The organism is Hydrogenophaga sp., from assembly GCF_011390835.1.
Lineage (GTDB): Bacteria > Pseudomonadota > Gammaproteobacteria > Burkholderiales > Burkholderiaceae_C > Hydrogenophaga.
The window spans coordinates 14404-38224 of the sequence record NZ_JAABRQ010000024.1 but is presented as its reverse complement, the minus strand read 5'-3'; the positions used below and the strand labels follow the sequence as shown (position 1 = coordinate 38224).

The window sequence follows — 23821 nt, the reverse complement described above, 5'->3', positions numbered from 1 at the left end:
GGTCTCTAGCGGGTGTGTGGGAGCACAAACGCCGCGTCAGGTTGCCCGGACGCGGCGGTGGAGGTGAATCGGGCGCGGGACGCTCAACCCTTCTTCACTTCTTTCACTTCGGCGTCGACGATGTCGTCGTCCGCAGCGGCCTTGTTGTCGGCGCCGGAGTCGGCTTGGCCGCCCTCGGTCGAGGCGCCCCCAGCAGCGGCAGCGGCTTCGGCCTGCGAGGCTGCGTAGACCTTCTCGCCCAGCTTCTGACTGGCGGTCATGAGCGCTTCGGTCTTGCTCTCGATCGCGGCTTTGTCTTCGCCGGTGAGCGCATCTTCCACGTCCTTGATCGCGGCCTCGATCGCTTCCTTCTCGCCGCCGTCGAGCTTGTCGCCGTGCTCGCCCAGGCTCTTCTTCACGCTGTGCACCATGGCCTCGCCCTGGTTGCGCGCCTGAACCAGCTCGACTTTTTTCTTGTCGTCGGCGGCGTTGAGCTCGGCGTCTTTCACCATCTGCTGGATCTCGTCTTCCGACAGACCGGAGTTGGCTTTGATGGTGATCTTGTTTTCCTTGCCGGTGCCCTTGTCCTTGGCGCCCACGTGCAGGATACCGTTGGCGTCGATGTCAAACGACACCTCGATCTGCGGCATGCCGCGAGGCGAGTTGGGGATACCTTCCAGGTTGAACTCGCCCAGCAGCTTGTTGCCCGAGGCAATCTCGCGCTCGCCCTGGAACACCTTGATGGTCACGGCCGGCTGGTTGTCTTCAGCGGTCGAGAAGGTCTGTGCGAACTTGGTCGGGATGGTCGTATTCTTCTGGATCATCTTGGTCATGACGCCGCCCATGGTCTCGATACCGAGGCTCAGCGGGGTCACGTCGAGCAGCAGCACGTCTTTGCGGTCACCCGAGAGCACCTGGCCCTGGATGGCGGCGCCCACGGCCACGGCCTCGTCCGGGTTCACGTCCTTGCGCGGCTCCTTGCCGAAGAAGGCCTTGACCTTTTCCTGCACCTTGGGCATGCGGGTCATGCCGCCGACCAAGATCACGTCGTTGATGTCGCCTACGCTCACACCCGCGTCTTTGATGGCGGTGCGGCAAGGCGCGATGGTGCGCTCGATCAGCTCTTCCACCAAAGATTCCAGCTTGGCGCGGGAGAGCTTGATGTTCAGGTGCTTGGGACCCGAGGCGTCGGCCGTGATGTAAGGCAGGTTGATGTCGGTCGCGGCGGAAGAGGACAGCTCGATCTTGGCTTTCTCGGCTGCTTCTTTCAGACGCTGCAGGGCCAGCACGTCTTTCGTCAGGTCGACGCCTTGCTCTTTCTTGAACTCGGTGACGATGAAGTCAATGATGCGCTGGTCGAAGTCTTCACCGCCCAGGAAGGTGTCACCGTTGGTGGAGAGCACCTCAAACTGCTTCTCACCATCGACATCGGCGATCTCGATGATGGACACGTCAAACGTGCCGCCACCCAGGTCGTACACCGCGATCTTGCGGTCGCCCTTGTCCTGCTTGTCCAGGCCAAAGGCCAGGGCCGCGGCGGTGGGCTCGTTGATGATCCGCTTCACATCCAGGCCGGCAATGCGGCCAGCGTCTTTGGTGGCTTGGCGCTGGGCGTCGTTGAAGTAGGCCGGCACCGTGATCACGGCTTCGGTCACCGGCTCGCCCAGGTAGTCCTCGGCAGTCTTCTTCATCTTGCGCAGGATATCGGCGCTGACCTGCTGGGCCGAAATCTTGTTACCGCGCACTTCCACCCAGGCGTCACCGTTGTCGGCCGCCACGATGGCGTAGGGCATGAGATCGATGTCTTTCTGGACTTCTTTCTCGGTGAACTTGCGACCGATCAGGCGCTTGATCGCGTAGAGCGTGTTCTTGGGGTTGGTCACGGCCTGGCGCTTGGCAGACGCGCCGACCAGCACCTCACCGTCTTCCTGGTAGGCGACGATGGACGGCGTGGTGCGCGCACCTTCGCTGTTCTCGATCACCTTGGTGGTGTTGCCCTCCATGATGGACACGCACGAGTTGGTGGTGCCCAGGTCGATGCCGATGATTTTTCCCATTTTTATGCTCCGGTTCGAAAAGTTGAAAAGTGTGGGGATGGGCTGTGGGCCCGATGTGGAGGAGGTGTGGATAACTCAGTAAGATTTCAAGGGGCTGGCGCCAGAAAAATGCCTATTTCGGCGCTGCTACCGTCACCAGGGCCGGGCGCAGCACGCGCTCGGCGATCAGATAGCCCTTTTGCAGCACCGTCACCACGGTGTTGGGCTCCTGCTCGGCAGGCACCATGCTGATGGCCTGGTGCTGATGCGGGTCGAATTTGGTGCCTGCAGGCGGGTCAATCTGGATCACCTTGTGGCGTTCCAGCGCGCTTCTCAGCTGCTTGAGCGTGGCTTCCGAGCCTTCGCGCAACTGTTCGCGGGTGGCCTCCTGAACGGCCAGACCGGCTTCCAGACTATCGGCCACGGCCAAAAGGCTTTCCGCAAAGCTCTCCACTGCAAACTTGCGCGCCTTGCTGATCTCTTCTTCAGCACGGCGGCGGGTGTTTTCGGCCTCGGCCTTGGCGCGCAGGAACTGCTCGGCCAAGTCAGCGTTTTGCACCTTGAGTGCGCTGGCCTCGTTGGTCAGGGCGGCGAGCGCATCCACTTCGGCAGACGCCGCACCGGCCAGATTTTCTTCCAGCGAAAACGATTTTTCTTCAGCGGATTCGGGCTCGAAGGCTGAGGGATGCTTGGGGGGGGTCTGGCTCATGGGGTCGTTGTCCTGATCGAAAAAGCAATGCCATCAAAGGCTATTTGTGATTCATTTGGGTTCGCCGGCCAGGTTTTCAAGGGATCGACCGGCGCAAAGGCAGCCAGCGGGGTCAGAATGTGCTCTTTTGCACAGGAATCACCCATGAAACTGTTCCGCCACGGACCATTCGGCGCGGAAAAACCCGGTCTGGTCGACGCAGACGGCGGGCTGCGCGATCTGACAGGGCTGGTGGCTGACATCGGACTGGCCACGCTGGAGCCTGATTCTATGGCGCGACTGATGGCGCTCGACCCGACCGCCCTGCCGCGGGTGCAGGATGGGGCGCGCCTGGGTGCCTGTGTGGGCGGGGTGGGCAACGTGATCGGCATCGGTTTGAACTACGCCGACCATGCCGCCGAAGCGGGCCTGAAGCCGCCCGGCCAGCCCATCGTATTCAACAAGCACCGCGGCTCGATCAGCGGCCCGAACGACGACATCTGGTTGCCGCCCGGAGCGCTGAAGCTGGACTGGGAGGTGGAGCTGGGCATCGTGATTGGCCAGCGCACGTTTCATGTGAGCGAGGGCGAGGCGCTGGCCCATGTGGCGGGGTTCTGCCTGGTCAACGACGTGTCCGAGCGCGCCTATCAGATGGAATACGAAGGCCAGTGGGTCAAGGGTAAGAGCTACCCCACCCATTGCCCGCTCGGTCCCTGGCTGGTCACGCCTGACGAGCTGGGTGATCCGCAGGCAGTGGATCTGTGGCTGGACGTGAACGGCGCGCCCAGGCAACGTGGCAACACCCGCACCATGATCTTTTGTGCGGCCTACATCGTGAGCTATCTGAGCCGTTTCATGGCGCTGGAGCCCGGCGACGTGATTGCCACCGGCACGCCGCCCGGTGTGGGCATGGGCATGAAGCAGCCGAGCTACCTGAAGGCGGGGGACGTGGTCACCCTGGGCGGCAGCGGTCTGGGTGAGCAGCGCCAGGTGGTGGTGGAGAGTCCTGTGCGCTAGCGCGCCAGCGCCTCAGGGTGAGGCGGGGTGCGCTGCAGCCGCGCCGTTGCCGCTGACAGCCGCGGTGCGAGCCTGCTGCTGAGCCCAGCGCCCTGCAAACAGCTGCACGTCGGTCATGCGGCGCGCCAGGTCTGCACCCTGGTGGGTCAGCCGGTAGCCGTCACCGCCGTGCTCGACCAGCCTGGCCGCGCGCAGCTGCTTCAGGCGGGTGTTGAGCGTGTTCGGGGTGACGCCGCCCACGCTGTCCTGCAGCAGGCGGAACGTCTGCGGGTGACCGTCCGATAGGGCCCAGATCACGCGCATCGCGTAACGCGACTCCAGCAGGTCGAACAGTTGAATCACGGCGGCGTTGTCTTTGGCACCCATGTTCTTGACTCCTTGAACAGCCCTTGAGGGTGTGTCCAGCGCCACCCTGGGCAGCGAAACGCTGAGGGAGTATCCGGGCACCGCTAGCACTTTGCTAGCTCGAATTCATCATGCCCCTGGCCTGGAAGCCCGTTGCTCCGGATTTACCCGGGGTCGGTGCCGGTATCCTGGGCCGGTGTGCGAAGGTAGACCTTCCTCAGCAGTCCCTTCAGGGTCTTCAGTTCCTCGGCGCAGAGCGCCGACGATGCATCCTGCTCCAGGGCTGTGGCCTCGGCCTGGGCTTCGCGTTGCAGCCGCTTGCCCGCCGCAGAAAGGTGCAGCCCCTGAGCGCGCCGGTCGGTGGGATGGGGTTTGCGTTGCACGAGGCCTCGCGCCTCCATCTGCCGGATCAGCCCGACCAGGTTGGGTGGTTGTATATCGAGCGCGGCGCAAATTTGCCGGGAGGTGGCGCCGGGGTTGTGCGCAATCAGGGTCAGCACCGAGAAGTCCACCGGGCGCAGCTCAAATGGCGCCATGCGGCGCAGAAAAACGCCAATCACCGCCAGCGCCGTGCGGCGGGCGTTATAGCCGAGCAGGGATTCCAGATAGCTGGTGTCCAGCCCGTCAGCGTTGTCCGCCGCGGAGTCTGCCGCAGCTGTCACTGTTTCAAGGGCCCGCGCCTTGCGAGATGGTCGAGGGCAAGCCTTGCTGCTGCGATCGGTTGGAGCGGGCATGGGGTCGAGCATAGCGTCAAGCCGTCCGGCCTCCGCTTCAGTCCTGCGCCAGCGTGGCCCGCATCAAGCCCAGGCGCAGCCCGAATTCGGGCCAGACCCAGCGCCAGAAGGCCTGCTCCGCCACCGTCCAGCGGGCGCTCTTGGCGGCCGGTTCGGAGCCGATGCGTGCCCATGCCCAGGCCATCAGCAGCATAGCCATGGCGCGGAGAAAATCGTCTGCCAGCCAGTGCGCGCGATCGGCCGGGGCGCCGGGTGCCTGGGTGCCTGGCAGCAGCTCATCGCGCACGAAGCGCTCGAACTCCTGAATGGCCTTCATCGCGCGCGGGTCGTCCGAGCAGTCGGAGAGACTAGCGCGCAATTCGCCCAGCAGGGCGGTAAGGGCACGAGCGCCATCGGGCAGTACCTTGCGAAGCAGCAGGTCGATCGCCTGTATTTCGTTGGTGCCTTCGTAAATCATGGCCACGCGTGCGTCGCGCACATGCTGCTCGATACCCCATTCCCGAACATACCCGTGGCCGCCAAACACCTGCAGGCAGGCGCTGGCGCCGCTGAATGCCTGGTCGGTCCATGCCGCTTTCAGCACAGGCGTGACCAAGCCACACCATTGGCTGGCCGCTTCGCGACGCGACGCGTCCGGGTGGTGCTTGACCGCGTCGAGCTCCAGCGCGGTGCGGTAGGCCAACACACGACCGGCGTCCACCCAGGCGCGCTGGGAGCCGAGGATGCGTTGCATGGCCGGGTGGAGTGCAATCAGATCGGCCTCGCCCGCTCGGGTGGAACTGCCCGGCGCGCGCATTTGACGCCGCTCCTGCGCATAGGCATGAGCCTTCTGCCACGCGGCTTCCAGCAGGCCGATGCCTTGCAAGGACACGTGCAGGCGCGCGGCGTTCATCATCACGAACATGGCATTGAGCCCCTTGCCTGGATCACCAACGATCCACGCGGCGGCTTCGTCAAAGCGCATCACGCAGGTGGGGCTGCCGTGAAGCCCCATTTTTTCCTCGATGCGCTCGCACGTCACGGCGCTGCGACTGCCGTCCTCGTAGAACTTGGGCACCAGGAACAGCGACAGGCCTTTGGGTCCGGGTGGACTGTCGGGCAGGCGGGCGAGAACAAGGTGCACGATGTTGTCGCTCAGGTCGTGCTCGCCCCCCGAGATGAAGATCTTGGTGCCCGACAGTGCGTAGCGTCCGTCTGGCAGTGGAAGGGCCTTGGTTCGGGTCAGTCCCAGGTCGGACCCGGCCTGGGGTTCGGTCAGGCACATGGTCGCCAGCCACTCGCCGCTGGCGACCTTGTTCAAGAAACGCGCCTTGAGCTCGTCCGAGGCGTGGTGCTTGATGCACTCGTAGGCGCCGTGCAGCAAGCCAGGCGCCATGGTCCAGCCATGGTTGGCGGCGCTCAGCATTTCATACAGCATGGCCTCGAGCACAGTGGGCAGGCCCTGGCCGCCGTCGTCTTGCGCAGCCGAAAGGGCTGGCCAGCCCGCCTGCCAGAAGGCCTGATAAGCGTCGCGAAAGCCTGGCGGCGTGGTGACCACGCCAGCCTTGAACTGAGCGCCAATCTCGTCCCCCTCGCGATTCAGCGGGGCGATGACTTCGCCCACGAACTTGCCGGCTTCTTCAAGCACCTGGCGCATCAGGTCGGCATCGACCTCGCTGTGGACCGGCAAGGCCCGCCATTGCTCGGGTGCACACAGCACCTGGTGAAGGATGAACTGCATGTCCTCGGTGGGCGGCCGGAAGTGGTTCATGTGTGTTCGAGGTGGGGGAGGCGGTCGAAAAAAATGGGGCGTTCCATGGCTCACCGCCCTGGCGTTTCTTGTGCGGCCTTGTCAGGCGACCCTTCGAGGCCGGCCAGCAAGGCTTTGCTGTTGCCGGGGATCACCATCTGAAACTGGTTGTCGACATAGGTGTAGTCGTAATAGCCCATGCGGGCCAACGGCTGGATTTTGAGCACGTCCACCAGGCCCTGTGCGTTGATCACCTCATCGTCGATGTGAATGGCCACTACCCGGCCGAACACCACATCGACCGTGCCCATCGGGGGGGTGCCTGGGAAGCGCAGGGTGTTGAGATATTCGCATTCGAACTGAATCGGCGAACCCTTGACGCGCATCGGCTTCACGAGCCGGCTGGGCAGCTTGCCCAACCCGGCGCGCTCGAACTCGTCGACCCCAGGGGGCAGCTCTTCGGCAGTGATGTTGACCGCTTCGCGCAACGCGTAGGTGGCCATGTTCCAGACAAACTGGCCCATCTGCTCAGCGTTGCGCACCGAGTCCTTGCGCTCGCCCTGGGTGGTCTGGTTGGCGCTGAACATGACGATGGGTGGATCGAAGGTCACGTTCTGGAACTGGCTGTACGGTGCGAGGTTGTGCTGCCCCTGGGCATCCACCGTGGAGATCCAGCCGATGGGGCGTGGAATCACGCAGGACTTGAATGGATCGTGCGGCAGACCGTGTGGTGTCTTGCCAGGTTCGTAGTACATAGGGGCTCCTCTCAGGGGCGCGCTCAGGTGCAAAGGGCCTGGATGTCCTTCGGCACCGGAATGGCCTTGATGCGGTCGGGCTCGTCCGGAAGGCGCATGCAGAAGGCGCGCGTTTCGGTGCCTTCGCACAACAGGGTGTCGCCCCGCATCACCCGATGCTGGTGGATGAACACTTTGTCGCGCCATTCGATCACGCTGGTGTGGATCTGCAGCCGCTCGCCGTAGGTGGCGGGCTTTATGAATCGGGTGTTGATCTCCAGCAGCGGCGTGCCGATGATGCCGGTGGTCTTGACCAGCTCGCGCCAGGGCGGCACACCGCATTTCACGAAGAAATTCAATGAGGACGCGTCCATCCACTTGCTGAAATTGGGAAAGAAGACAATGCCGGCGGGATCGCAATCGCCGAACATCACATCCACTTCGTAGACAACGGTTTTGGTCACGTGTGTCTTTCAGCGCGGGGCCATGCGCAGCGCACCATCGAGACGGATCACCTCGCCATTGAGGTGACCGTTGCTGACGATGTGCACGGCCAGCTGGGCAAACTCTTCGGGCTTGCCCAGGCGCGGTGGAAACGGAATGCTGGCGGCTAGCGAGGCTTGCACCGGCTCCGGCAGCTGGCGCATGAGCGGCGTGGCGAACAGGCCGGGTGCGATGGTGCAGACGCGAATGCCATGTTGTGCCAGGTCGCGGGCCATGGGGAGGGTCATGCCTGCGACGCCGGCCTTGGATGCGCTGTAGGCTTGTTGACCCACCTGGCCATCAAATGCTGCCACGCTGGCGGTGAACACCATCACGCCGCGCTCGCCATCTTCCATGGGGTCCAGCTTGGCGCAGGCGGCGGCGAACAGGCGTGCTGCGTTGTAGGTGCCGATCAGATTGACGTTGATCACGCGGGCAAAGTCTTCCAGCGGTGCGGCATGGCCGTCTTTGCCGACCACGCGCTTGGCGCTGCCGATCCCAGCGATGTGCATGAGGATGCGGGCAGGGCCGTGCGCAGCAGCGGCGGCGTCCATGGCAGCCTGCAGACTCTCGCTGTTGGTGATGTCGCAAGCGCATGCAATGCCGCCGATCTCGTCAGCAACGCGTTGTGCGTTCTCAAGATGGAGGTCGAGCACGGCGACCTTGGCGCCGAGGCGGGCGAGTTCGCGGGCTGTGGCTTCACCGAGGCCAGAGCCTCCGCCGGTTACGAGAGCCGAATGTCCTTGGATCTTCATGGTGGGTCTTTCGTGTGGTGTCTGGGGTCAGGAGGCGGCTTCTGGGTTTTCGATCAGCAACGCGATGCCTTGTCCGCCACCGACGCAGGCACTGGAGATGCCGAAGCGTTGGCCCGATCGCTTCAGCTCGCGCGCCAGCGTGAGCGTGAGGCGAACGCCAGTCGCGGCGAGCGGATGGCCGAGTGCGATTGCGCCGCCGTTGACGTTGAGCTTGTCGAGGTCGAGCCCGAGCTCGCGGCCCACGGCCAGCGTCTGCGCGCCTTGCGCCTCGTTGATCTCGAAGCGGGCAATGTCGCCGAGCTTCAAGCCTGCGAGCTCAAGCAGCAGGCGAATGGCCGGCGCCGGTCCAATGCCCATGATGTGGGGCGGCACGCCCACGGCGGCGGCGGCCACGACCCGAGCCAGCGGCTGCTTGCCCTGTGCTTTGGCATAGGCGCCCGAGCTCACCACACAAGCCGCCGCGGCATCCACCAGCGCAGAGCTGTTGCCCCCGGTCTGAACGCCGCCTTCGAACACCGAGCGCAGCTTGGCGAGCACCTCCTTGGGCGACACGCGCGGGTGGGTGTCGCTGGCCACCTCGGTGAGCTTGCCTTGCAGCCTGATGCCGCGGGGCTGGTAGCCCTCGACCTCAAATTTCTCAGTGATCACGGGCACGATCTCGCCGGCGAAGAAGCCGCTTGCCTGTGCTGCCACCGCTTTGGCGAACGATGAAGACGCAAAGGCGTCGACATCGTCTCGGCTGATGCCGTATTGCCTCGCCAGGTTCTCGGCGGTCTGGATCATGTTGATGCCAACCGCCGGGTCCTTCAGCGCTTCCCACATGAAGTCCTTGAAGCCGACCGGCGCGCCGAGCTTGAACCCGGTGCGGTGATCGAATGCGGCGATCGGGTTGCGCGTCATGTTTTCTGTGCCGACCACGAGCGCCGCCTCACATGTGCCGCCCTGGATGTGTTCACCCGCCTGGCGGAACAGCTCAAACCCGGTGCCGCAGATGCGTTGCACCATGATGGCAGGCACTTCAACCGGTACGCCGGCGTACAGGCCGATGTGGCGCGGCAGGAAGAACTGGTCGAAGTCGCCCGGCGCCATGTTGCCGGCCACGACCGAGCCGATGTGATCGGCCGGCACGCCCGCGCGTTCCAGCGCCGAGCGCGCGACTTTGATCCCGAGGTCGGTGGGCGAGATGTGGCCGAGCTCGCCGCAGTAGTCGACCATGGGCGTGCGCACACCGTCCAGGATGAAGACGTCATCAAAGGAATTGAAGAATCCGCGTGTGGTCATGCTGTGTCAGCCCTCTGTAGGTTTCAATATGAAATACAGTTCGTCCGCATGAAGCTTCGCAACCGTTTCGGCGCGGTGGGTGAGCACGGCGCGCTGGTTGATGGAGCCTTTGTCGGTGACCTCACCGCGGTCGATGGTGGGTGGGTCAGCCAGCAGGCACATGCGCGCGACGCGGTTGGCGCTGCCGGTGGCTGTCTTGGCCAGTTTGTTCACCACGGACTGGAATTGGGCGAGCACGGCGGGGTGGTCCAGTACCTCGTGCAGCGAGACCTCCGCGTGCAGTCCGCTCAAGGCCCGTACCGCTGGTGTGGGGAACACCATAGCCCCTACTTCCTTCGAGTTGAGGCCCGTGATCACCACGTCCTGGATGTAGGGCGCTCCGGCTGCGATGATCCTGGCGCGCAGCGGTCCGACGTTGACAAACGTGCCGGTCGCGAGTTTGAAGTCCTCGGCCATGCGGCCATCAAAGGCCAGGCCCTGGTGGATGTCGGTCTCGTCGATCCATTTCACCGCGTCGCCGGTTTTGAAGAAGCCTTCCTCGTCATAGGCATCGGCGGTGTCCGCAGGCGAGCGCCAGTAGCCGACCGTGATGTTGGGGCCTTTGTACCGCAACTCGGTTTTGCCTTCGGTGTCCACGAGCTTGAGTGTCAGGCCAGGGGTGGGCAAGCCCAAGTCGCCAGCCTTCACATTCGGGCTGGCCACGAACAGCCCAAACGGGCTTGATTCGGTCATGCCCATGCCCGCTGTCATCACAATGCGTTCGCCGATTTCGCGCTCAGCGCTGCGAAACAGGCTGTCCCAGACTGGCTGCGCCAGGGCGGCGCCCGCGTAGAAAAACATCTGAAGCCGTGACAACAGCGTCTTGCGCAACGTGTCGTCGGTCTCCATCGCCTGTGCAATCGCATCAAAGCCTGTGGGCACGTTGAAGTAGACGGTGGGCGCGATCTCGCGCAGGTTGCGCAGTGTCTCGGCCATCAGGGCCGGCGTGGGCTTGCCTTCGTCGATGTACATCGTGCCGCCATTGAAGAGCACCATGCCGAAATTGTGGTTGCCCCCAAATGTGTGGTTCCACGGCAGCCAGTCCACCAGCACCAGTGGGCTTTCGGTCAGGATGGGCATGGACTGCGTCATTTGCTGCTGGTTGGCGCACCACATGCGTTGGGTGTTGATGACAGCCTTGGGCATCTTGGTCGAACCCGAGGTGAAGAGAAACTTGGCAATCGTATCTGGCCCATTGGCTGCCATGGCTGCATCGACCGCCGGCGTGACCTCGGTGGACATCAGATCGGCAAACGGGGTGGTGGATCGGCCGGGCACGCTGCCGCTGGTGGTGACCAGTTCCACGCTGTCTTCCACCGTGGCCAGCATGGCGCGGCCGTAGCGTTGCCCATCGCTGGCGAAGACCAGGCCCGGTGTCAGCGTCTTGACGACATGCCTGAGTTTGTCGAAGTCCTGGCTGATCAGCGAATAGGCGGGTGACGTGGGGCAGTAGGCGATGCCTGCGATCAGGCAGCCCAGCGCCAGCAGCGCATGTTCCAGGTCGTTCTCGCTCAGGATCAGCACCGGTCGGTCGGCACTGAGGCCTCGGTTCAGCAAGCCTTGCGCGATGCGGCGCCCCGCGTCAAGGGCCTGCGAAAAGCTGATGTGCCGCCAGTCGCCCTTGCTTCCGTCGGCCAGTTTGACGCGCTGAGCAAACAGCGTTTGATCGGGGCGCTCGCGCGCCCAGTGCACCAGTCGGTCGGTGATGCGATCGGGGTAGGGCAGCAATTCCTGATCGGCGCTGAGGTAGTGCACGCCAGGCGGGCCGTCGCGCAATACAGCGCGCGTGACGCCAAAGCGCAGTTTGCGGTAGTTGGCAGAGGGGGTGGCTGCGTTCATGTCTCTCTCTCTCTCTCTCTCTCTCTCTCCGGTATCGGGGGGGCTGGTCGGTATCCGGTCTTCTGCCGGATTGCGAAAAGGGCAGGGTCAGTCTTTGCTGACTTTGGCTGCCTTGCCGTCAAGAAAGGCGCGCACCCGCGCCTTGGCTTCAGGCGCAGATTGCGCAATGGCTGCAACGAGTGACTCGGTGAACAGGCCATGGTCGGCCGGTTGCTCGGCGATGCGCGGCAAGGCATGTATCAGCGCGTAGTTGGTCAGGGGTGCGTTGCTGGCGATGCGCGTGGCGAGTTCGAAGGCTTTGTCAAAGGCGCTGCCGGCGGGCACGAGGTATTGGGTCAGACCGACGCGCTCGGCTTCGGCCGCCTTGTAGACACGGCCGGTGAACATCATGTCGGCCATGCGCGCGGCGCCGATCAGCTTGGGCACGCGCACTGAACCGCCACCGCCCACGAAGATGCCGCGGGTGCCCTCGGGCAAGGCGAAGAAGGTCGTTTCGTCTGCCACCCGGATGTGGCAGGCGCTGGCAAGCTCCAGGCCGCCGCCCACCACCGCACCATGCAGCGCAGCCACCACCGGCACACGGCCTTTCTCCAGCGCATCCAGCGCCGTGTGCCACATGCGCGAATGCATCACGCCTTGTCCTGCATCCCGCTCGCTCAGTTCGGACAGGTCGAGCCCAGCACAGAAGTGATCGCCCTCCCCGTGAACCACTGCTGCGCGGACGGTGTCCGGCAGGTTCTGAAACGTGTCGCGCAGGGCCATCACGAGTGCATCGTTGAGCGCATTTCGCTTGGTAGGCCGGGTCAGCGTGATCACAGCGATCTCGCTGTGATCACCTCGGATCTGAAGGTGCAGGTGTTTGTGGTCTTGGGTCATCTGGTGGGGGTTTTGGAGCTTGCAGTGGGTTTGAATTATGGTTATAAACAATAACCAATGCAAGCGGTTCCAGGTTTTGGCCTTCCGAAAAGTGAAACCGACAGAGAGGTGGAACTTGAGCGAGCTTGCAGGGTGACGCTATGAGTTCGAAGAGAATCCCTGGCGTGCGATGTTCCCTTTTGGCATATCACCTGGAAGCCAATTGCACTTGCCCATGTTCTGGCCAAGAAACACAGTCCTGCAGGCAAACTCGAAAACGACGCTGCCTGCAAGACTGCCGCACTATCGCTTCCTTATTTTTGGAGACAAACCATGCTTTCATTGAAAAAAACGGCGTTCTGCCTGACCCTGTCGCTGCTGGCCAGCGGCGCGGCGCTGGCGCAAGAGGTCACGTTGCGGCTGCACCAGTTTCTGCCGCCGCAGGCCACCATTCCCGCCAAGGCTATTGCCCCCTGGGCCAAGAAGATCGAGACCGAGTCCAACGGCCGCATCAAGATCGAGCTCTACAGCTCAATGCAGCTGGGTGGCACACCACCACAGCTGTTCGACCAGGCGCGCGACGGCATCGCCGACATCACCTGGACGGTACTGGGCTACACGCCAGGTCGCTTCAACAAGACCGAGGTGTTTGAGTTGCCGTTCATCACGGGAATGTCCTCTGAATCTTCGTCCAAGGCGCTGTGGGACTACGTGCAGGCGAATGCGCAAGACGAATTCAAGGATGTTCATCTCCTCACGGTGCACACTCATGGCCCCGGGATGATTCACACCAAGGCGCCGGTGACCGGGCTGGAGAGCCTGCGTGGCATGAAGATCCGCGGCGGCACGCGCATTGTCAACAACATGCTGGTCAAGCTCGGTGCCACGCCGGTCGGTATGCCGGTTCCGGCTGTGACCGAAGCGTTGTCCAAGGGCGTGCTGGACGGCACCACCGTGCCCTGGGAAGTCACCCCGGCGCTCAAAATCGCGGAACTGGTCAAGAACCACACTAGCTTTGCTGGCAACAATGGCTTGTACGTGACCACCTTTGCCCTCTCGATGAACAAGGCGGCCTACAACAAGCTGCCAGCCGACCTGAAGAAGGTGATTGACAACAACTCTGGCCTGGAGACGGCGGCTCTGTTCGGGCGCGCCATGGATGAGGGCGACAAGACGGGGCGCGCGATCGCCGAAAAGGCGGGCAACAACATCGTGGTGCTCGATCTGGCCGAAACGCAGCGGTGGCGCCGTACTGCCGCCGCGGTCGAGACCGACTGGGTCAACGACGTGAAGGCCAAGGGCATCGATGGCGCCAAGCTGGCCGCTGATGCTCGCGCTGCGATCGCCAAGTACGCAAAGTGAGTGTGGGCGCGCTGCCTTCTGTCTCGAGGCGCAGCCGCCTGCCAATGGGCCTTCTTCAGGCTGGTGAGTGGAGGTGTCCACGATCAATGGCCTGGCGCAGGGTGGTCTCGGCATGTGGGCGACCTGCTTTGCGCCAGTTAAGCATTGGCGTGGACAATCCACGCTTCAGATGAGTCTGCCAAGGAACCGTACATGATTGCCTGGATATACCGCCTCTCCCACTGGGCTGCACTGCTCGGTGGGCTGGTGTTGATGGCGCTGGTTTTGCTGGTGGTGGCCAGCGTGGCGGGGCGTGCGCTGATCGATATCGGCCTGGGTCCGGTGCCAGGTGACTTTGAGCTGGTCGAGATCGGGGTCGGTATCGCGGTGTTTTTCTTCATGCCCTGGTGCTACCTGCGCGGTGGTCACGCCACGGTGGACCTGCTCTACATGCACACGCCTCGCTGGGCGCAGCGGGCGGTCGACATCGTGAGCGACGTGCTGATGCTGCTGGTCTGGCTGATCATGACCTGGAAGCTGTGGGAAGGCATGCTGGAGAAGAAGGAGTACCTGGAAACCACCTTCATCCTGCAGATGCCGGTGTGGTGGGCCTATGCATTCTGCCTGGTCGGCGCCGTGATCGGATGCCTGGCTTACGCTGCACGCACGCTGGCCCAGATCGGGCTGGTGTCCGAGCCCAAGGGCTGGACGCTGGACTCCCATGCCGGTCATTGAACTCTGCGGCATTGCCTGGCGATCCATGTTCTGTTCCCTGATATTCCCGCGGCGCGGCGGGTCCTCTTTTTGCTCGGGCGAAACCTCGTCCCGCACACCATCATGAGCAACGTCGAACTCGCCCTCTGGTCATTTCCGCTGCTCCTGCTGATGATCTTCATCCGCATCCCCATCGGCCTGTCCATGCTGGTGTGCGGTCTGGGTGGCGCGTGGATGGTTTACGGCTCCTACATGCCGATCCTGAGCCAGCTCAAGCAGATGACGTACAGCACGTTTTCCAGCTATTCGCTCTCGGTGATCCCGCTCTTCCTTCTGATGGGGCAGTTTGCCGCGCTGGGGGGGTTGTCGCAGGCGCTGTTCAAGGCGGCCGAGGCGTGGATTGGCCACCGCAAGGGTGGCGTGGCGATGGCGGCGGTGGGCGCCTGCGCCGGCTTTGGCGCCATTTGCGGCTCCTCGCTGGCCACCGCCGCCACCATGGGCCAGGTCGCGCTGCCCGAGCTCAAGCGCGCCGGTTACGCCGGTGGCATTTCCACCGCCTGTCTGGCCGCAGGCGGCACGCTGGGCATTCTGATTCCGCCTTCGGTGGTGCTGGTGATCTATGCCATCCTGACCGAGCAGAACATCGCCAAGCTGTTCCTGGCTGCGTTTGTGCCCGGACTGCTGGCGGCCCTGGGCTACATGATCGTGATTGCGGTGTACGCCCGGCTCAGGCCGCAAGACGTGGGCAGCTTGCCCCCCATGCCCATGAAAGAGCGCATCGCCGCCACCATCAAGGTGTGGCCGGTGCTGGTGATCTTTATCGCGGTGGTCGGCGGCATCTACACCGGTTTGTTCACGCCCACCGAGGGTGCAGCCATCGGGGCCTTTGGCACTGGGTTGTCGGCCTGGTTCAGCGGCGGCCTCAATCGCAAGACACTGTTGGCTGCCGTGCTCGGCACGGCCGTGGCCACCGGCATGATTTTCATGATCGTGCTGGGTGCAGGGGTCTACAACACCTTTCTGGCGCTCTCGCAGCTGCCGCAGGAGGCGGCCAACGCGGTAGGGGGCTGGGGCGTGAGCCCGATGCTGGTGCTGGTGTTCATTCTGGTTCTCTACGTCATCCTGGGCTGCTTCATGGATTCGCTGTCCATGATCCTGCTCACCATCCCGGTTTTTTTCCCCATCGTCACGGCGCTGGACTTCGGCCTGCCACCAGAAGAGTTTGCGATCTGGTTCGGCATCCTGGTGCTGATCGTGGTGGAGGTGGGCCTGATCACACCGCCGGTGGGCATGAATTTGTTCGTGATCAACTCGCTGGCGAGAGATACACCCATTACCCAGACCTACCGCGCCATCCTGCCGTTTGTGGCGAGCGATTTCATCCGCACCGGGGTGCTGCTGGCCTTCCCGTCGATCACGCTGTTTGTCCTGCGCCTCTGAGCACCGCAGGTCTTCCTCCGGCCATCGCCTTCTGGAGCGACCCATGATGTTTCATCACTCGACCACCCGCCGGGGTACGCTGCTGAGGCTGGCCTCGGTCGCCGCCTTGGTGGCCGGTCTGTCTCCTTCGGCCTGGGCGCTGGCGTTTCCGACCAAGCCGCTGCGCATCGTGGTCCCGTTTGGTCCCGGCGGCGTGGGCGATCTCACCGCGCGGGCGGTGGCACATTCGCTGACCGAACCGCTGGGCCAGCCAGTGACGGTCGAGAACCGGCCGGGTGCGGGTGGTGTGGTGGCAGCCGAGGCGGTGGCGCGCGCAGAGCCCGATGGCCACACCCTGTTTCTCATGTCGAACGGCTCGGCCGTCACGGCCAGGCTGTTCAAGCGCTTGCCGTTTGACATGGTGCGTGACTTCATTCCGGTTTCCACGCTGGGCTACTTCGATATCGCGGTGATCGCCAGCAGCGAATCGGCCTTCAAGACGCTGGGCGATATGGTGGCCTATGCGCGGGCCAACCCGCGCCAGCTCACCCTGGGTAGCATCAACATAGGCAGCACACAGCACCTGTCGGCCGAGTTGTTCAAGAGCGCCGCCGGCATCGAAGCGCAGGTGGTGCCGTTCAACGGCACACCGGCACTGATCGGAGCGCTGCGCGGCCGGCAGGTGGAGGTGGGGGTCGAGATCCTGGGGCCGGCCCTGCCGCAGATTCGAGCGGCCGCCTTGCGCGCCCTGGCCGTCACAGGTGAGCGGCGCTCCGCGGTGCTGCCCGAGGTGCCCACCGCGATCGAGGCCGGAATAGCCGGTCTGGTTGCTTCGTCGTGGAATGCGCTCGCCGTGCCCGGCAGGACACCGCGCGAGGTGGTCATGCGGCTGAACAAGGCGATCGAGGGCGTGCTGGCCACACCCGAGTTGCGCAAGAAGCTGCTGGAGCTCAACATCGACCCGCGTGCCAGCACGCCGGAGCAAGCGGCCGAGCTGCTGGCCAGCGACATCCGGCGCTGGGGCGGGGTGATCGAGCGCGCCGGCATTCCGAAGCAATGACACGGGAGGAGGGCATGACGCGCATCGGCTTGGTGGGCTATGGCGAGGTGGGGCGCATCTTCAGCGCCGCCTTGCGGTCAGTGGTCCCGCAGGTGGCCGCCTGGGATCTGGCTTTTGCCGATCCTGCTGTGCGCGAGCCAGCCCTGGCCCATGCCGCCGGCCAGGGTGTGCAAGCCTGCTCAGGCGTGGCTGAGCTGTGCGGCCGTGCCGACCTGATCATTTCCGCGGTGACCGCGTCCAGTACGTTGGCGGTGGCCGAAGCGGTGGCGGACCACGTCGCAGCGGGTACTTTTTTTCTTGATCTGAACTCTGCATCTCCCGGTACCAAGCAGGCCGCATCTGCCTGTATCGATGCGGCTGGCGGGCGCTATGTGGAAGCGGGCGTGATGACCTCGGTGCCGCCATACGGCATCCGCGTGCCTATGTTGCTCGGCGGGCCGCACGCGGCGACGCTGCTGCCCACGCTGCTCGCCTGGGACATGCAGGCGCAGGTGGTGAGTGATCTCGTGGGCGTGGCGTCGGCGACCAAGATGTGTCGCAGCGTCATGATCAAGGGTCTGGAGGCGCTGGTGATCGAGAGCTATGCCACGGCGCGCCACTATGGCGTGGAAGCCGCAATGGTCGCCACCCTGCAGGAGACCTTCCCCGGTATCGACTGGTCCCGCCAGGGCAGTTATTTTTTTAGCCGCGTGGCTTTGCACGGGCGCCGCCGCGCCGAGGAGATGCGCGAAGCGGCGAACACGGTGCGCGAAGCCGGCTTCGAGCCCTTTATGGCCGAGGCCATTGCCCGCAAGCACGACTGGATGGCGGATCAGGCGCGCGATGGCGCGTTTGAGCACCTGCCCAGCGAAGCGGACTGGTCGCTGCTGGCCGATGCCTTGCTCCAGGCGCGCCAGCCCGACTGATCACACCGCGTCCATCACGGCGCGCAGAAACTGCTGGGTGCGTTCGTTCTGCGGGTTTTCGAACAGCGCTTGCGCCGGGCCTTGTTCTTCGATGCGCCCGGCGTGGAAGAAGCACACGCGATCGGCAAACTCGCGCGCAAACCCCATCTGGTGCGTGACCATGAGCATGGTGAGCTGGTGTTCCTGGCCCAGGCTGCGGATCACGGCCAGCACCTCGCCGCACAGCTCCGGGTCCAGGGCGGAAGTCACCTCGTCGAACAGCATCACCTTGGGCCGCATGGCCAGCGCGCGCGCAATCGCCACGCGCTGCTGCTGGCCACCCGAGAGTTGCGAAGGATAGTGATCCAGCTTGTCGGCCAGACCCACCTGGGCCAGCAGATCGCCTGCGCGCTCGCGCGCTTCGTCTTTGCTCAGCCCCAGCACCGTCACCGGCGCTTCCATGCAGTTCTTCAGCGCGCTCATGTGCGGGAACAGGTTGAAGTGCTGAAACACCATGCCGATGTGGCCGCGCATGCGGCGCAGGTGGGCCGCGTTGGCGCGCACGAGTCGGTCGCCTTGCGTCATGTGGGTCAGTGGCTCGCCATCAACCGAGATCAGACCCTCGTCAATCGTCTCCAGCGTCATCAGCATGCGCAGCACGGTGGTCTTACCCGAGCCCGAAGGGCCGATGATGGCCACTTTCTCGTGGGCCGCCACGTCCAGATCCAGCTGGTCCAGCACGGTGAGCGGACCGTAGCGCTTGGTCACCTTGTCGAATCGGACCATCGGTTGCTGCGCAGCCAGGTTGGGGTTGGTGTTCATGTGCGGCGGCCCATGCGGCTGTTGAGGTGCAGCTCCACGCGCCGGATCAAGGCGGCCGAAATCAGGCTGAACACCAGGAAAAAGGCGCCGACCAGCGTGATCGGCTCGACGTAGCGAAAGGTCTCCGAACCGATGATCTTCGCGGTCTGCATCAGCTCCAGCACCGCTATCACCGACAGCAGCGGCGTTTCCTTGAACAGCGCGACCAGGTAGTTGCCCAGTGCCGGCACCACGGGAGGAATCGCCTGCGGCAGGATCACGTCCTTGAAGGTGGTCCAGGGCGAGAGGTTGAGCGCGACGCTGGCCTCCCACTGGCCTTTGGGCACATTGGCCAGACCGGCGCGGTAGACCTCGGAGCAGTAGGCGCCGTAGTGCAGGCCAAGCGCCAGCACGCCGGTGGGCATGGCGTCGAGCGTGAGGCCGAACTCGGGCATCACGTAGTAGAGAAAAAAGATCTGGATCAGCAGCGGCGTGGATCGGATGAACTCCACCACCCCACCCACCGCCAGGCGCAGCCAGGTCGGCCCGGCCATGCGGCCGATGGCAAACATCAGGCCCACGATCAGCGCCATCAGAAAACCCAGCACCGTGGCCTGCAAGGTGATGATCGAGGCTTCGGCCAGCAGCGGCATCGCCTCGGCGGCAGACGACCAGTCCCAGATCTGCACCGCCATCAGCTCACCCGCCCGCGTCGCAGCCCGAGCGCAGCCCGCGCCTCCAGCGCCCGCATGCCGACCGTGATCAGCACCGACAGCGCCAGGTACATCAGCAGCACGGTAGAAAAAACCTCGGCGGTGCGCAGCGTGTTCTGGTTGAGCTGCTGCGCCTTGAAGGCCAGATCAGACAAGGTGATGAGCGACACCAGTGAAGTGGCCTTGAGCAGTTCGATGAACAGGTTGCCCCAGGGCGGGATCATGGCCACAAAGGCCTGCGGCAACACGATGCGTCGCAGCGTTTGCGCCCGGGTGAGATTCAGGGCGGTGCACGCTTCCCACTGGCCGCGCGCCACCGAACCGATGGCGCCACGCACCACCTCGGCGCCATAGGCGCCCACGTTCAGACCGAGCGCCGCGATGCCCACCACCATGGGCGAGAGCGTGACCCCAAAGTGCGGCAGCACGAAAAACAGCCAGAACAGCTGCACCAGCGCCGAGGTGCCGCGAAACAGCTCCACGTAGGCGGTGGCCAGCCAGCGCAACGGTCGCGGACCGTAGAGGCGCGTCAGCGCTGCGCTGAGCGCAGCGATCACCGCGACCACCGCACCGCCGGCTGTCACCTGCAGCGTGATCACGCCGCCGCGCAGCAGCTCGGGCAGAAAGTCGCGCAGCTCGGTGAAGGTGGCCACCACCAACCCGGCACCGAAGCACAGGATGGCGACGACCAGCCCGTTCGCGCGCAATCAGTCGCCCGCGCAGTGCTGTGCCGCGGTTTTCTCCGGCAGGTTCGAGGCGTCAAAGCCAAAGGCACTCACCATCTTCAGGTGTTCCGGTGTGCCCAGGAATTTGGCGAGCTCGACGTTGACCGCGTCGCGCAGGCTGGTGTCGGCCAGGCGAAAGCCGAACGAGCCTTCCCCTTTGTATCTCTTGCCCTCGTGTTCAAACGTGAATGGCTGGGCGCGCTCGATGGCCGGGTCTTTGCCGGCGAGATCCTGGGCGGTCAGCGAGGTGAAGGCGGCGGCCGAGGCGCGGCCCGACTTCACCGTGGCCACGGCGGCTGCGAAGTTGGGCACGGTGACCTCCTGCGTGCGCTTCATGCCGGCCAGGCGGCCGTGCTCGATCTCGGCCGTACCGGCGACAAACGCGATCTTCAGGTTGTTCTTCACCGCGTCGGCGTAGGTGTTGATCTTGTCGGGGTTGCCCGCCTTCACGACGAAGGCCTCGCCGATGCCGTAGGTCGGATTGGCAAACAGGATCTGCTCGCAGCGCTTGGGCGTGATGTACATCGAGGCCACGATGGCATCAAACCGGCCGGCCTTCAGGCCGGGGATCAGTGCGCCCCACTCGGTCAGCACACCGTCGACCTCTTTCACACCCAGCTGGGCCATGACATGGCGAAACACGCTGGGCGACTCGCCGCTGAGCTTGCCATCGGCGGTGGCGAAAGCATAGGGCGCCTCGTTGGCAAAGCCGACGCGAATGTAGCCCTGCTTCTGGATGCGCTCCAGCGTGGTTTCGGCGGCGGCCAGGCCGCTGCCGAGCAAGGCACTGGCACCAACGACGGCAGCGAGGGCGCGGCGGGTGAGGCTGAGGTTGAGATGGCGTTGTTGCATGGGTTCTCCAAATCGGTGAGGGTGGACGCCCCAGGCGCTGGCACGCCGGGGCTGGGAAGGTGAGCGGTCCGAGGTGCAGCGGACTTGCGTCGCTCAGTCGGTAGGGTTGAGCGACAGCGGACGGAAGTCTTTCCGCTCGGCGATGAAGTTGGGGCGCGGTGCCAGCCCGCAGAACGGATTCACTGGCGTGTTGTGCACGCTGTTGTAGACCACGAACACATTGCTGCGTGGCATCGGCGTGATGTTGGAGTTGGAGCCGTGCATGGTGTTGCAGTCGAAAAACGTGACCGAACCGGCCAGGCCTTTGGGCGAGGCGATGCCAAACTCGTGCGCCAGCTGCCTGAGGCCTTCGTCGTCGGGCACCCCCACTTCCTGGCGTCTGAGCGATTCGCGGTAGTGGTTGTCGGGCGTCGCGCCGACGCAAGACACGAAGCGGTGGTGGGAGCCTGGCATCAGCATCAGCGGACCGTTGTGTTCGGTGTTGGGTGTGAGGCTGATCGAGCAGCTGAGCGCGCGCATGGCGGGCATGCCGTCCTCCACATGCCAGGTCTCGAAGTCGGAGTGCCAGAAGAACTCTTTGCCGCGAAAGCCGTTCTTGTAGTTGATGCGTGACTGGTGGATGTAGACCTCGCTGCCTAGAAGCTGGCGGGCGATGGCGACCAGGCGCGGGTGGTGGCAGAGCTGGCGCAATACGTCGCTGCTGCGGTGGACCGCAAAGAGCGAGCGCAGCTCCAGACTCTGCGGTTCGATCACCGCTTCGGCGGCGGTCTTGACCTGTGGGTCGGATCGCAAGCGTTGCAGCTCGGTCTGGTAGCCAACCAGTTCGGCTTCGCTGAACAGGGTGTGATCGTTCAGGTAGCCGTTGTCTTCAAAATAGCGCAGCTGGCTGGCGGAGAGTGGACCAGCGTCGGCGTTGCCATGGACCACCGGGTCCAGGCGGTCGCTGATGCGCGGTTCAGGCGCGATCCGCGAGGGGTAGCGGTCGGCTGCGGTGGGTGGGGTGGAGCGGGGTTGGGTGGTGGTGGCAGACATGGTCTCAGCTGCCTCCCTCAATCGCACAGCGCGTAGGCGCCGGATTCGTCGTGCACTTCCTGGCCGGTAATGGGCGGGTTGAAGACGCAGACCATGCGCATGTGCGTTCCCTGATTGGCTTTGAGCAGGTGGTGATCGTGCTGGTTTAGGGCGTAGATCGAGCCCACGCGCAAGGCGTGGGTCTCGCCAGTGGCCAGATCCACCAGCTCGCCGGCGCCTTCGGTGAGGTACACGGTTTCGAGGTGGTTGCGGTAGTGCATGTCCAGCTCGGCGCCTGGCTTGATCACGGTGTCGTGCACCGAGTAGCCCATGCCGGCGTCTTTGAGAATCAGGCGCCGGCTGGTCCAGCCGGCGGTGTCAACATCGGCATCCGTGCCGACGATCTGGTCGAGGTGTTTGACGATCATGTTTTTCTCCTGTGTTCGCTTGTTGGGGACTGGGGCCATCAGGCCGAAATGAGTGCGTCCTCAACGGTCTCGGCCATCTCGGCTGTCTCGGTGGTGTGGCGGGCGTTGCGATGAAGCACCATGGCCAGGCATTTTTCGATCGTGTCGAGGCCGAGCGTCAGGCCTTCGTCGCTGATGGTCAGGCTGGGCAGCAGCTTGAGCACCTGGTCTTCCATGCCCGCCGTCTCGATGATCAGCTTGTCTTTGAAGCAGGCCTGTGACACCTGGCTGGCGAGCGTCGGGTCATCGAAGGCCACGCCCCAGATCAGCCCGCGGCCGCGGATGCTGGCGGTCACGTCCAGGCGCTTGACCATCGCCTGCAGGCGGTCGTGCACGATCTTGCTTTTGTGGGCAACCGCCTTCTCCAGCCAGTCGTTTTCCCAGTAGTCGAGCGCCTTGGTGGCGGTCACGAAACCCGGGTTGTGGCCGCGGAAGGTGCCGTTGTGTTCGCCCGGTGCCCACTGGTCGTGTTCGGGTTTGATCAGCACCAGGGCCATCGGAATGCCGTAGCCCGAGAGCGACTTGGACAGCGTCACGATGTCGGGCACGATGCCGGCTTCCTCAAAGCTGAAGAACTTGCCGGTGCGCCCGCAGCCGACCTGGATGTCGTCGACGATGAGCAGGATGCCGTGTGCCGCGGTGATGTCGCGCAACCGCTGGAGCCAGTCGATGGCGGCAACGTTGACGCCGCCCTCGGCCTGCACCGTCTCCACGATCACGGCGGCGGGCTTCTCCAGGCCGCTGCCGTTGTCTTGCAGCATGGCTTCGAAAAAGCCCAGGGTATCGGGGTCGTCGCCCATGAAGCCGCAGAACGGGATCGAGGTCGTGTTCTGCAGCGGCACGCCCGCGCCTGCGCGCTTGAAGCCGTTGCCGGTGACCGCCAGCGCGCCCAGGGTCATGCCGTGGAAGGCGTTGGTGAAGCCCACCACCTGCTCGCGACCGGTGACCTTGCGTGCCAGCTTGAGTGCGGCTTCCACGGCGTTGGTGCCGGTCGGGCCGGGGAACTGGAGTTTGTAGGACAGGCCGCGCGGGCGCAGGATGACCTGCTCAAAGCGCTGAATGAAGTCGCGCTTGGCCTGGGTGTACATGTCCAGCGAATGGGTGATGCCGTCGCGCGTGATGTAGTCCAGCAGCGCTTCTTTCAGTTTGTCGGGGTTGTGGCCGTAGTTCATGACACCGGCGCCGGCAAAGAAGTCCAGGTAGCGCTCACCGTTTTCGTCGGTCATCCAGGCGCCTTTGGCGCTGACGAACACCGCCGGGAAGTTGCGGCAGTAGCCGCGGACTTCGGATTCGTGCTGTTCAAAGATGTTGTTCATGGGA

Annotated in this window: 25 protein-coding genes; 6 read left to right on the top strand and 19 right to left on the bottom strand. The window is 64.2% G+C overall.

Annotated features, from left to right (window positions below):
- Positions 1 to 83: 83 nt before the first annotated feature.
- The 3 genes from dnaK to GPT34_RS13985 all read right to left on the bottom strand — a co-directional run bounded on the left by dnaK (position 84) and on the right by GPT34_RS13985 (position 2870).
- The gene (dnaK, locus tag GPT34_RS13995) at positions 84 to 2036 is read right to left on the bottom strand and encodes a molecular chaperone DnaK (protein WP_291013617.1); all 1953 of its coding nucleotides are present in this window, start codon (positions 2034 to 2036) and stop codon (positions 84 to 86) included.
- Positions 2037 to 2148: 112 nt separating this feature from the next.
- Positions 2149 to 2724: a nucleotide exchange factor GrpE gene (gene grpE, locus GPT34_RS13990; RefSeq protein ID WP_291013614.1), complete on the bottom strand. Its 576-nt coding sequence runs from the start codon at positions 2722 to 2724 to the stop codon at positions 2149 to 2151.
- Positions 2721 to 2870: a hypothetical protein gene (locus tag GPT34_RS13985; protein ID WP_291013611.1), complete on the bottom strand. Its 150-nt coding sequence runs from the start codon at positions 2868 to 2870 to the stop codon at positions 2721 to 2723. The genes grpE and GPT34_RS13985 overlap by 4 nt, the downstream gene beginning before the upstream one ends.
- On the opposite strand from GPT34_RS13985, the gene GPT34_RS13980 reads away from it, so the two are divergent.
- Positions 2869 to 3720 carry a fumarylacetoacetate hydrolase family protein gene (locus GPT34_RS13980; RefSeq protein ID WP_291013608.1) on the top strand — a complete coding sequence of 284 codons (852 nt, stop codon included), beginning with the start codon at positions 2869 to 2871 and terminating at the stop codon, positions 3718 to 3720. The two genes, GPT34_RS13985 and GPT34_RS13980, sit on opposite strands and share 2 nt — an antisense overlap.
- 12 nt (positions 3721 to 3732) lie before the next feature.
- Here the strand turns inward: GPT34_RS13980 and GPT34_RS13975 are convergent, their stop codons facing one another.
- The 9 genes from GPT34_RS13975 to GPT34_RS13935 form a co-directional block, all read right to left on the bottom strand.
- On the bottom strand, positions 3733 to 4086 hold the full coding sequence (locus tag GPT34_RS13975) for a winged helix-turn-helix transcriptional regulator (protein ID WP_291013606.1): 354 nt from the start codon (positions 4084 to 4086) through the stop codon (positions 3733 to 3735).
- Positions 4087 to 4229: 143 nt separating this feature from the next.
- Positions 4230 to 4811 (bottom strand): MarR family transcriptional regulator, encoded by a 582-nt coding sequence (locus GPT34_RS13970; protein WP_291013603.1) that lies wholly within the window; start codon positions 4809 to 4811, stop codon positions 4230 to 4232.
- 25 nt (positions 4812 to 4836) lie between these two features.
- Complete coding sequence (locus tag GPT34_RS13965; RefSeq protein WP_291013601.1) at positions 4837 to 6549, bottom strand: acyl-CoA dehydrogenase family protein; 1713 nt, start codon at positions 6547 to 6549, stop codon at positions 4837 to 4839.
- A gap of 50 nt (positions 6550 to 6599) precedes the next feature.
- Entirely contained in the window at positions 6600 to 7283 is a 684-nt protein-coding gene (locus GPT34_RS13960; protein WP_291013599.1) for a flavin reductase family protein, read from the bottom strand.
- A gap of 23 nt (positions 7284 to 7306) precedes the next feature.
- Positions 7307 to 7726 (bottom strand): acyl-CoA thioesterase, encoded by a 420-nt coding sequence (locus GPT34_RS13955; RefSeq protein ID WP_291013597.1) that lies wholly within the window; start codon positions 7724 to 7726, stop codon positions 7307 to 7309.
- A 9-nt stretch (positions 7727 to 7735) separates the two neighbouring features.
- Positions 7736 to 8500, bottom strand: a complete 765-nt coding sequence (locus tag GPT34_RS13950; RefSeq protein WP_291013594.1) for an SDR family NAD(P)-dependent oxidoreductase — start codon at positions 8498 to 8500, stop codon at positions 7736 to 7738.
- Between the two features lie 27 nt (positions 8501 to 8527).
- Complete coding sequence (locus tag GPT34_RS13945) at positions 8528 to 9781, bottom strand: thiolase family protein (RefSeq protein ID WP_291013592.1); 1254 nt, start codon at positions 9779 to 9781, stop codon at positions 8528 to 8530.
- Positions 9782 to 9787: 6 nt separating this feature from the next.
- Complete coding sequence (locus GPT34_RS13940; protein WP_291013590.1) at positions 9788 to 11659, bottom strand: feruloyl-CoA synthase; 1872 nt, start codon at positions 11657 to 11659, stop codon at positions 9788 to 9790.
- An 87-nt stretch (positions 11660 to 11746) separates the two neighbouring features.
- Positions 11747 to 12535 carry a crotonase/enoyl-CoA hydratase family protein gene (locus tag GPT34_RS13935; protein WP_291013587.1) on the bottom strand — a complete coding sequence of 263 codons (789 nt, stop codon included), beginning with the start codon at positions 12533 to 12535 and terminating at the stop codon, positions 11747 to 11749.
- Between the two features lie 312 nt (positions 12536 to 12847).
- Between GPT34_RS13935 and GPT34_RS13930 the strand changes: the two genes are divergently transcribed.
- The 5 genes from GPT34_RS13930 to GPT34_RS13910 all read left to right on the top strand — a co-directional run bounded on the left by GPT34_RS13930 (position 12848) and on the right by GPT34_RS13910 (position 17953).
- Positions 12848 to 13876, top strand: a complete 1029-nt coding sequence (locus GPT34_RS13930) for a TRAP transporter substrate-binding protein (protein ID WP_291013585.1) — start codon at positions 12848 to 12850, stop codon at positions 13874 to 13876.
- A 192-nt stretch (positions 13877 to 14068) separates the two neighbouring features.
- On the top strand, positions 14069 to 14590 hold the full coding sequence (locus GPT34_RS13925) for a TRAP transporter small permease (protein WP_291013582.1): 522 nt from the start codon (positions 14069 to 14071) through the stop codon (positions 14588 to 14590).
- A 102-nt stretch (positions 14591 to 14692) separates the two neighbouring features.
- Positions 14693 to 16009: a TRAP transporter large permease gene (locus tag GPT34_RS13920; RefSeq protein ID WP_291013579.1), complete on the top strand. Its 1317-nt coding sequence runs from the start codon at positions 14693 to 14695 to the stop codon at positions 16007 to 16009.
- Between the two features lie 46 nt (positions 16010 to 16055).
- Positions 16056 to 17048, top strand: a complete 993-nt coding sequence (locus tag GPT34_RS13915; protein ID WP_291013658.1) for a tripartite tricarboxylate transporter substrate-binding protein — start codon at positions 16056 to 16058, stop codon at positions 17046 to 17048.
- Positions 17049 to 17062: 14 nt separating this feature from the next.
- Positions 17063 to 17953, top strand: a complete 891-nt coding sequence (locus GPT34_RS13910; RefSeq protein ID WP_291013576.1) for a DUF1932 domain-containing protein — start codon at positions 17063 to 17065, stop codon at positions 17951 to 17953.
- Here GPT34_RS13910 and ehuA read toward each other — a convergent pair whose 3' ends face one another.
- The 7 genes from ehuA to ectB all read right to left on the bottom strand — a co-directional run bounded on the left by ehuA (position 17954) and on the right by ectB (position 23817).
- A complete protein-coding gene (gene ehuA / locus GPT34_RS13905; RefSeq protein ID WP_291013573.1) occupies positions 17954 to 18754 on the bottom strand; it encodes an ectoine/hydroxyectoine ABC transporter ATP-binding protein EhuA in 801 nt (266 codons plus the stop codon).
- Positions 18751 to 19428, bottom strand: coding sequence for an ectoine/hydroxyectoine ABC transporter permease subunit EhuD (gene ehuD / locus GPT34_RS13900; RefSeq protein WP_291013571.1), 678 nt, complete (start codon positions 19426 to 19428; stop codon positions 18751 to 18753). Before ehuD ends, ehuA begins: the two co-directional genes overlap by 4 nt.
- Positions 19428 to 20081, bottom strand: coding sequence for an ectoine/hydroxyectoine ABC transporter permease subunit EhuC (gene ehuC, locus GPT34_RS13895; protein WP_291013656.1), 654 nt, complete (start codon positions 20079 to 20081; stop codon positions 19428 to 19430). Before ehuC ends, ehuD begins: the two co-directional genes overlap by 1 nt.
- A gap of 72 nt (positions 20082 to 20153) precedes the next feature.
- Complete coding sequence (gene ehuB, locus GPT34_RS13890; protein ID WP_291013568.1) at positions 20154 to 21023, bottom strand: ectoine/hydroxyectoine ABC transporter substrate-binding protein EhuB; 870 nt, start codon at positions 21021 to 21023, stop codon at positions 20154 to 20156.
- A gap of 93 nt (positions 21024 to 21116) precedes the next feature.
- Entirely contained in the window at positions 21117 to 22055 is a 939-nt protein-coding gene (gene thpD / locus GPT34_RS13885) for an ectoine hydroxylase (protein WP_291013565.1), read from the bottom strand.
- A 17-nt stretch (positions 22056 to 22072) separates the two neighbouring features.
- Positions 22073 to 22462, bottom strand: coding sequence for an ectoine synthase (locus GPT34_RS13880; RefSeq protein ID WP_291013562.1), 390 nt, complete (start codon positions 22460 to 22462; stop codon positions 22073 to 22075).
- Positions 22463 to 22500: 38 nt separating this feature from the next.
- Complete coding sequence (ectB, locus tag GPT34_RS13875) at positions 22501 to 23817, bottom strand: diaminobutyrate--2-oxoglutarate transaminase (protein ID WP_291013560.1); 1317 nt, start codon at positions 23815 to 23817, stop codon at positions 22501 to 22503.
- Positions 23818 to 23821: the final 4 nt, after the last annotated feature.

Excerpts from the sequence above, each read along its gene's own strand:
- dnaK (WP_291013617.1), bottom strand. The coding sequence starts at position 2,036 with ATGGGAAAAATCATCGGCATCGACCTGGGCACCACCAACTCGTGCGTG.
- grpE (WP_291013614.1), bottom strand. The coding sequence starts at position 2,724 with ATGAGCCAGACCCCCCCCAAGCATCCCTCAGCCTTCGAGCCCGAATCC.
- GPT34_RS13980 (WP_291013608.1), top strand. The coding sequence starts at position 2,869 with ATGAAACTGTTCCGCCACGGACCATTCGGCGCGGAAAAACCCGGTCTG.
- GPT34_RS13985 (WP_291013611.1), bottom strand. The coding sequence starts at position 2,870 with ATGGGTGATTCCTGTGCAAAAGAGCACATTCTGACCCCGCTGGCTGCC.
- GPT34_RS13975 (WP_291013606.1), bottom strand. The coding sequence starts at position 4,086 with ATGGGTGCCAAAGACAACGCCGCCGTGATTCAACTGTTCGACCTGCTG.
- GPT34_RS13970 (WP_291013603.1), bottom strand. The coding sequence starts at position 4,811 with ATGCTCGACCCCATGCCCGCTCCAACCGATCGCAGCAGCAAGGCTTGC.
- GPT34_RS13965 (WP_291013601.1), bottom strand. The coding sequence starts at position 6,549 with ATGAACCACTTCCGGCCGCCCACCGAGGACATGCAGTTCATCCTTCAC.
- GPT34_RS13960 (WP_291013599.1), bottom strand. The coding sequence starts at position 7,283 with ATGTACTACGAACCTGGCAAGACACCACACGGTCTGCCGCACGATCCA.
- GPT34_RS13950 (WP_291013594.1), bottom strand. The coding sequence starts at position 8,500 with ATGAAGATCCAAGGACATTCGGCTCTCGTAACCGGCGGAGGCTCTGGC.
- GPT34_RS13945 (WP_291013592.1), bottom strand. The coding sequence starts at position 9,781 with ATGACCACACGCGGATTCTTCAATTCCTTTGATGACGTCTTCATCCTG.
- GPT34_RS13940 (WP_291013590.1), bottom strand. The coding sequence starts at position 11,659 with ATGAACGCAGCCACCCCCTCTGCCAACTACCGCAAACTGCGCTTTGGC.
- GPT34_RS13935 (WP_291013587.1), bottom strand. The coding sequence starts at position 12,535 with ATGACCCAAGACCACAAACACCTGCACCTTCAGATCCGAGGTGATCAC.
- GPT34_RS13930 (WP_291013585.1), top strand. The coding sequence starts at position 12,848 with ATGCTTTCATTGAAAAAAACGGCGTTCTGCCTGACCCTGTCGCTGCTG.
- GPT34_RS13925 (WP_291013582.1), top strand. The coding sequence starts at position 14,069 with ATGATTGCCTGGATATACCGCCTCTCCCACTGGGCTGCACTGCTCGGT.
- GPT34_RS13920 (WP_291013579.1), top strand. The coding sequence starts at position 14,693 with ATGAGCAACGTCGAACTCGCCCTCTGGTCATTTCCGCTGCTCCTGCTG.
- GPT34_RS13915 (WP_291013658.1), top strand. The coding sequence starts at position 16,056 with ATGTTTCATCACTCGACCACCCGCCGGGGTACGCTGCTGAGGCTGGCC.
- GPT34_RS13910 (WP_291013576.1), top strand. The coding sequence starts at position 17,063 with ATGACGCGCATCGGCTTGGTGGGCTATGGCGAGGTGGGGCGCATCTTC.
- ehuA (WP_291013573.1), bottom strand. The coding sequence starts at position 18,754 with ATGAACACCAACCCCAACCTGGCTGCGCAGCAACCGATGGTCCGATTC.
- ehuD (WP_291013571.1), bottom strand. The coding sequence starts at position 19,428 with ATGGCGGTGCAGATCTGGGACTGGTCGTCTGCCGCCGAGGCGATGCCG.
- ehuB (WP_291013568.1), bottom strand. The coding sequence starts at position 21,023 with ATGCAACAACGCCATCTCAACCTCAGCCTCACCCGCCGCGCCCTCGCT.
- thpD (WP_291013565.1), bottom strand. The coding sequence starts at position 22,055 with ATGTCTGCCACCACCACCCAACCCCGCTCCACCCCACCCACCGCAGCC.
- GPT34_RS13880 (WP_291013562.1), bottom strand. The coding sequence starts at position 22,462 with ATGATCGTCAAACACCTCGACCAGATCGTCGGCACGGATGCCGATGTT.
- ectB (WP_291013560.1), bottom strand. The coding sequence starts at position 23,817 with ATGAACAACATCTTTGAACAGCACGAATCCGAAGTCCGCGGCTACTGC.